The 6,342-nt window shown below is 56.1% G+C and carries 9 protein-coding genes and 1 pseudogene; 7 read left to right on the top strand and 3 right to left on the bottom strand.

Translation table 11 applies throughout. From position 1 onward, the window contains the following. Positions 1-104: pseudogene (locus QZ197_RS13960) on the bottom strand (DUF1244 domain-containing protein); the annotation flags it as partial. A gap of 12 nt (positions 105-116) precedes the next feature. Beyond that, positions 117-854, bottom strand: coding sequence for an N-formylglutamate amidohydrolase (locus QZ197_RS13965; protein WP_272146493.1), 738 nt, complete (start codon positions 852-854; stop codon positions 117-119). A gap of 117 nt (positions 855-971) precedes the next feature. Here QZ197_RS13965 and pyk point away from each other — a divergent pair, with 117 nt between their 5' ends. The 6 genes from pyk (at position 972) to QZ197_RS13995 (ending at position 5,138) form a co-directional block, all read left to right on the top strand. Continuing rightward, on the top strand, positions 972-2,417 hold the full coding sequence (gene pyk / locus QZ197_RS13970) for a pyruvate kinase (protein WP_272146494.1): 1,446 nt from the start codon (positions 972-974) through the stop codon (positions 2,415-2,417). Between the two features lie 33 nt (positions 2,418-2,450). Next, entirely contained in the window at positions 2,451-2,675 is a 225-nt protein-coding gene (locus QZ197_RS13975) for a hypothetical protein (RefSeq protein ID WP_272146495.1), read from the top strand. A gap of 112 nt (positions 2,676-2,787) precedes the next feature. Then, entirely contained in the window at positions 2,788-2,988 is a 201-nt protein-coding gene (rpmI, locus tag QZ197_RS13980) for a 50S ribosomal protein L35 (RefSeq protein WP_272146496.1), read from the top strand. A gap of 18 nt (positions 2,989-3,006) precedes the next feature. Beyond that, on the top strand, positions 3,007-3,369 hold the full coding sequence (gene rplT / locus QZ197_RS13985; protein WP_272146497.1) for a 50S ribosomal protein L20: 363 nt from the start codon (positions 3,007-3,009) through the stop codon (positions 3,367-3,369). 152 nt (positions 3,370-3,521) lie between these two features. Continuing rightward, a complete protein-coding gene (pheS, locus tag QZ197_RS13990) occupies positions 3,522-4,595 on the top strand; it encodes a phenylalanine--tRNA ligase subunit alpha (RefSeq protein WP_272146498.1) in 1,074 nt (357 codons plus the stop codon). A gap of 114 nt (positions 4,596-4,709) precedes the next feature. After that, positions 4,710-5,138 carry an ASCH domain-containing protein gene (locus QZ197_RS13995; protein ID WP_296432749.1) on the top strand — a complete coding sequence of 143 codons (429 nt, stop codon included), beginning with the start codon at positions 4,710-4,712 and terminating at the stop codon, positions 5,136-5,138. Here QZ197_RS13995 and QZ197_RS14000 read toward each other — a convergent pair. Beyond that, complete coding sequence (locus QZ197_RS14000) at positions 5,135-5,398, bottom strand: hypothetical protein (RefSeq protein WP_296432750.1); 264 nt, start codon at positions 5,396-5,398, stop codon at positions 5,135-5,137. The two genes, QZ197_RS13995 and QZ197_RS14000, sit on opposite strands and share 4 nt — an antisense overlap. Positions 5,399-5,628: 230 nt before the next feature. On the opposite strand from QZ197_RS14000, the gene ytpR reads away from it, so the two are divergent. Beyond that, on the top strand, positions 5,629-6,342 hold a 714-nt coding region (gene ytpR, locus QZ197_RS14005), incomplete at its 3' end, for a YtpR family tRNA-binding protein (protein WP_363157896.1).

The following is a 6,342-nucleotide window of genomic DNA, read 5'->3' on the forward strand; positions in this document are numbered from 1 at the left end:
TTCATCATGTCGATGTTTTGCGCGTCAGTGCGGTCTTCCATCAGGTGCTTTTGCAAGCGACGGAATGCGGCGGCTTCCAGTTCGATACGTGTTTGGTCGTCCATAGTGCGTTCCCTTCAAAGACCCGATTGGGCCAGTACATCTGATAATATAGGGGCTAATCTGTTGGCCCAAAGGGTTTGCCCTGCCTCGTCAGCGATTAAATCCTGACGTAACTCAATCAACACATTCGGGCGGCCGTGTTGCAGGGCATGTCTGTCAACGGCATCTCCAGGCAAGCGTCCTGCATAGGGTTCATTGTCGCCTGTGCACCAACCTTGTGCGCGGCATGCGGCCATAAACGGTATGGCGAGCCGTGTATCATCCGCATAAAGCACGCCGACTTCCCAAGGGCGGGGCGCGCGACTGCGCAAACGCGGGGTGAAACTGTGGACCGCGCAGATGACGGGTGCTGCGATTTTGTTGGCCAGATCGGCGTAGGCTGCGTGATAGGGGCGGTACAGGCGGCGCAGGCGTTCTTCGATCTCTGCCTGATCAGCATTGCGGTTGGCCGGGATGATCGTGCCGTCGTAAAGGCGCATCATAATCGTCGGATCATCTTCGCCACGGTTAGGATCACAGACCAGACGTGAAAACCGCGACAGGATCGCAGGGCTGTTAAGGGCCTCTGACAATTTGCGGGTCACGCCTGCAGCACCGATATCATAGGCAATGTGGCGCTCCATATCGTCAGCGGGCAGGCCCAGATCGCCGCCATACACCCAGTCGGGCACAGTATTCGTCGCATGATCGCAGCTGATCAGCCACCGCCCGGTCCGGTCCGCGCCTAGAATCTCAAATGGTTCATTTGTCATGTTAGTGTCATTCCTCTGTCACCGCATTTAGGCCAATTGTAACTGGAATGGAATTGCGCAATAAGGGCGCAACTGGCGCTGTTACCGCTAACGGCGCTGCTGGACGAAGGAAAAGATATGAGACGCCACCGCAACGTGAAAATTGTCGCCACACTTGGCCCCGCTTCAAATGACTATGCGATGATCCGTGCACTGCACGAGGCAGGCGCAGATGTGTTCCGCCTGAACATGTCGCACGGTGATCACGCAGAAATTAAGGTGCGCCACGCGATTATTCGCCAAGTCGAAAAAGACCTCAACAGCCCGATTTCCATCCTTGCCGACCTGCAAGGCCCCAAATTGCGCGTTGGTGTTTTTGCCAATGGAGAAGAAGAATTGGTGCCGGGTGCGTCCTTCCGCCTTGATCTGGACGATGCCGATGGCGATGTGAATCGCGTAAAGTTGCCCCACAAAGAGATTTTTGACGCGCTCGAGCCGGGCGCGCATTTGTTGGTCAATGACGGCAAGATCAAGCTGCGGGTCAAGGATTGCGGCGCAACATTCGCCAATTGCGAAGTTATCGTTGGTGGCACAATTTCAAACCGCAAGGGCGTAAACGTCCCTGACGTTGTTCTGCCGCTCGCGGCTTTGTCCGACAAAGACCGCAAAGACCTCGAGTTTGTGTGTGAATTGGGCGTTGATTGGCTCGCGCTGTCATTCGTTCAGCGTCCGGCGGACGTCGAAGAGGCGCGCGATCTTTGCAAAGGTCGGGCGGCAATCTTGTCCAAGATCGAAAAGCCCAATGCTGTGAAGATGTTTGATGAAATTCTCGCGGTTTCTGACGGGATCATGGTTGCCCGAGGTGACCTGGGTGTTGAATTGCCGGTGCAGAATGTACCGCCGATCCAGAAGCAGTTGGTGCGCAAATGCCGTGCCGCTGCCAAGCCGGTGATCGTCGCGACGCAGATGCTGGAATCAATGATCGATTCGCCGATGCCGACCCGCGCCGAAGTGTCGGACGTGGCCACTGCGATCTATGAAGGTGCGGACGCGATCATGTTGTCCGCGGAATCAGCCGCTGGTTCGTATCCAATCGAAGCTGTGACAACGATGCACAACGTCGCAAGCGAAGTTGAAACCGATCCGACATACACCGAGATTATCGAAGCGTCCCGCAAGACCGAAGGCAAAACTGTGGCTAACGGGATTGTCTCTGCGGCACGCGAAATCGCCGAGACGACAGACGTCAAAGCGATCTGCTGTTTTTCACAGTCGGGCACGACAGCCTTGCTTGTTGCACGCGAACGGCCTCGTGTGCCGATTATCGCCTTGACCAGTCGCATCGCTACGGCGCGCCGGCTTTGCCTGTCATGGGGTACGAACTGCGTGGTGACCGGCCATGTTGACCGGTTCAAAGATGCTGTAATTGAAGCGGTTCGTGCTGCGCGTGCCCAAGGCTTGGCGACAGAGGAAGACATGGTTGTCGTCACTGCGGGTGTGCCATTCAACACGCCGGGTTCAACGAATATCTTGCGTGTTGCCCCCTGTGCAGAACGTTTGATCTATGCGGCGGATGCTGATTAAACTGCGCCAACGGCATCAGTAAGGGCAGCATCAATGGATTTCGACCTGATCTTTGTTATCGGGGTGGCGCTAGCCGCTTTCGCAGTCCCGTCATTTGTGAGCGCTTACGCTGACCGCCGCTGGCCCAAACAGGCTGCCTTGATGCTTTTGATTGCGGGTGGTGCTATTGTCTATGCTGCACAGGAAAACCCTGATGTGTACTCTATCGGAGCGGTCGATGACACGATCCTCGTGGTCTTGGGACGCTACCTGAACTAACCGCTTGCACACATTTGGGATGCGCCCTATATCGCACAACTTAACCCGCGCGTCCGGCCAATATGGCATGCCGAGTCGCGCGTTCCGACCGACTTAGTAATAGGAGACGGAAATGCCGAAGATGAAGACAAAATCGAGCTGCAAAAAGCGGTTCAAAGTGACGGCCACTGGCCGCATTCTTGCCGGCCAAGCTGGCAAGCGTCACGGAATGATCAAACGTTCCAACAAGTTCCTCCGCAATGCCCGTGGGACAACCACACTTTGCAAAGCTGACGAAGGTATCATCAAACCGATGATGCCTTACGCACGTTAACCTAGAGGGATTTGAGATATGCGCGTTAAAGGTGGAACCGTCACGCACCGTCGTCACAAAAAAGTACTCGACGCTGCCAAAGGATATTATGATCGCCGCTCCAAGACCTTCAAGGTCGCAAAGCAGGCTGTCGACAAAGCGAACCAGTATGCAACCCGTGACCGTCACAATCGCAAGCGCAATTTCCGCGCTTTGTGGATTCAGCGGATCAACGCAGGTGTGCGTTCGGTTGATGAGACACTGAACTACTCCAAGTTCATCAATGGTCTGATGCTGGCTGGCATCGAAGTAGACCGCAAGGTTCTGGCCGATCTGGCCGTGAACGAACCTGATGCATTTGCGACAATCGTTGGCAAAGCCAAGGATGCATTGGCTGCTTAATCGCTGCCCGCAAAGAAATTCCAAAGCCGCGCGGGAAACCGGGCGGCTTTTTTCGTTTTGATATGAAATTAATGCGTCTGAATTGCCCACTGCTTGCATGGCGAAGTCGCAACGGGTAGCAGAGCACCAAGCGAATAAAGGACGACCCGACGATGGATGATCTTAAGCAAAAATACCTAAGCATGATCGCAGATGCAGCTGACGAGGCCGCAATCGAAGATTTGCGCGTGCAAGCCGTCGGCAAAAAGGGCGAGATCAGCCTGAAAATGCGCGAGCTGGGCAAGATGACCCCAGAAGAACGCCAAACCGCAGGCCCCGCGCTGAATGCGTTGAAGGACGAGATCAATAGCGCCTTACTCGCTAAGAAGTCCGCTCTTGGCGATGCCGCTCTTGATGCGCGTTTGCGTGGCGAATGGCTGGACGTGACATTGCCCGGTCGTGGCCGCGCCCAAGGATCTATCCACCCGATCAGCCAAGTCACCCAAGAAGTTACAGCGATCTTTGCCGACATGGGTTTTGCCGTGGCCGAAGGCCCGCAGATCGAAAGCGACTGGTACAACTTTGACGCCCTGAACATCCCTGGCCACCACCCTGCACGGGCCGAGATGGACACGTTTTATACGCACCGTGCCGCAGGCGACGACCGTCCGCCGCACGTGTTGCGCACCCACACGAGCCCCGTGCAAATCCGCTCGCTCGAGGCATCAGGCGCACCGACCCGCATCATCTGTCCGGGCCGCGTGTACCGTGCCGACTATGACCAGACGCACACACCGATGTTCCATCAGGTCGAAGGTTTGGCCATCGACAAAGACATCAGCATGGCGAACCTGAAATGGGTGCTAGAGGAATTCGTGAAGGCGTATTTCGAGGTCGACCACGTCGACATCCGCTTCCGCGCGTCGCATTTCCCGTTCACCGAACCGTCAGCCGAAGTCGACATCCGTTGTTCTTGGGAAGGTGGCACGCTGAAAGTGGGCGAGGGCGATGATTGGCTTGAGATTTTGGGCTCTGGCATGGTGCATCCAAAGGTTCTGCAAGCTGCGGGCGTTGATCCGGCAGAATGGCAGGGCTTTGCGTTCGGCATGGGAATCGACCGGATTGCGATGCTGAAATACGGAATACCGGATTTGCGCGCGTTCTTTGATAGTGATCTGCGCTGGTTGCGGCACTACGGGTTTGCGGCGTTGCAGCAGCCGACGCTGCATGGTGGGTTGTCGCGCTAAGTCTCTGTTGTCCGGCCCGGCTCGCCGGGCAGCGCCCGGACCTCCCCCATGGGGAGGGCGCTTTGCACCCACCCCGAGGTCCGAACACTGCCCTTTGTTGAGAAAGACACCAAAATGAACAACGAAACCGAAGACCTGCAAGACACATACCCCGGCGCGGGCACATTCAAATTTGGCGATAGCGCGGAACTTTGCCAGCACCTCATTGCCCTTGTCCGCCAAGGCAAAAAAACCGCGACTTGTGCGGCGCTGTCCGACTTCGACGGCGAACCCGAAGCCATGCCCGTCGCGGGCCGCTGCGATATCGCCGCCAACTGGGACGGCACGCCCGCGCTTGTGATCCGCACCGTGGAAGTCACACAAGTCCGCTATTGCGACGTGACCGAAGAAATGGCGCTATGCGAGGGTGAAAACGACACGTTGCTAGGCTGGCGCAAAGACCACAAAGCCTATTTCAAACGGGGCGGCCATTTCGATCCCGAAATGATGCTGGTGTTTGAACATTTTGAACTGGTCGAGGACCTGGCAGGTCGCGAACTTTAGCGTCCGATCTGGATCAGACGCTCGCCGCCATTGCCGCGATTGCGGTTGTCGGCGCGCATCTCGATCTTGCGGACGTCGGCGAAACTTTGGCAACCAAACCTGACGTTGGCGACTTCAAAGCTGTGCTTGCGGCATTCGATCTGCACTTTTGACAGGATCTCGACCATCCTTCCAGATGCGCGTTCATCCCCGCTTTGCACAAAAAAAGAGCCAAGGATTACCAAGGCCGCAGCGATGGCAAAGTACCTGAAACCAAGCATTCATTCAGAACCCAGAGTGGTACGGGTCGATCCCGTCCAGACTGATCGCGATTTACGACGCATATCAAACTTATGCGAGAGATATTTTAATGGCGATGCATGTATTCTTGGCGGGCGCGAAGTGATGCAACACTGACTGCAGCACAGCGCACCAAGTGACGCCGCCTCTTTCCCCTATCGCCTTAATCCGCTAAGCCCAACACAACTTATTTGAACCGCAGGACGGACCCATGAAATTCACGCTTTCTTGGCTGAAACACCACCTTGAAACCGACGCGTCGATTGCTGAAATCGAATACGCGCTGACCGACCTTGGGCTTGAGGTCGAAGGGATCGAAAACCCCGCCGAACGGCTGGCCGATTTTAGGATTGGCAAAGTGCTGACAGCTGAAAAGCATCCCGATGCCGACAAGCTGCAAATCTGTCAGGTCGAAACCGCTGATGGACCGACCCAGATTATCTGTGGCGCGCCCAATGCGCGCGCCGGCATCACCGTCGTGATCGCCAGCCCTGGCACCTATGTTCCCGGCATTGATACCACCATTGGCGTCGGCAAAATTCGCGGTGTCGAAAGCTATGGCATGATGTGTTCCGAGCGCGAGATGGAACTGTCCGAAGAGCACGATGGCATTATCGAATTGCCTTCAGGCGAGGTTGGTCAACGGTTCACCGATTGGTTGGCAGAAAACGCACCTGACAAGGTCGATGCCGTGATCGAGATTGCGATTACGCCGAACCGCCCTGATGCGCTGGGTGTACGCGGTGTTGCCCGCGATTTGGCCGCACGTGGCTTGGGGACGTTGAAACCGATCACGGTTGATCCTGTGCCCGCTTCTTTCACCGCTGATATGGGTGTTTCGATTGATGCAGATACGTTAGACGGCTGTCCTGTGTTTTGTGGTCGCCTGATTAAAGGCGTCAAAAATGGACCCAGCCCTGACTGG

Source organism: Yoonia sp. (genome assembly GCF_017854415.1).
In the GTDB taxonomy this organism is placed as follows: domain Bacteria; phylum Pseudomonadota; class Alphaproteobacteria; order Rhodobacterales; family Rhodobacteraceae; genus Yoonia.

Excerpts from the sequence above, each read along its gene's own strand:
- QZ197_RS13965 (WP_272146493.1), bottom strand. The coding sequence starts at position 854 with ATGACAAATGAACCATTTGAGATTCTAGGCGCGGACCGGACCGGGCGG.
- pyk (WP_272146494.1), top strand. The coding sequence starts at position 972 with ATGAGACGCCACCGCAACGTGAAAATTGTCGCCACACTTGGCCCCGCT.
- QZ197_RS13975 (WP_272146495.1), top strand. The coding sequence starts at position 2,451 with ATGGATTTCGACCTGATCTTTGTTATCGGGGTGGCGCTAGCCGCTTTC.
- rpmI (WP_272146496.1), top strand. The coding sequence starts at position 2,788 with ATGCCGAAGATGAAGACAAAATCGAGCTGCAAAAAGCGGTTCAAAGTG.
- rplT (WP_272146497.1), top strand. The coding sequence starts at position 3,007 with ATGCGCGTTAAAGGTGGAACCGTCACGCACCGTCGTCACAAAAAAGTA.
- pheS (WP_272146498.1), top strand. The coding sequence starts at position 3,522 with ATGGATGATCTTAAGCAAAAATACCTAAGCATGATCGCAGATGCAGCT.
- QZ197_RS13995 (WP_296432749.1), top strand. The coding sequence starts at position 4,710 with ATGAACAACGAAACCGAAGACCTGCAAGACACATACCCCGGCGCGGGC.
- QZ197_RS14000 (WP_296432750.1), bottom strand. The coding sequence starts at position 5,398 with ATGCTTGGTTTCAGGTACTTTGCCATCGCTGCGGCCTTGGTAATCCTT.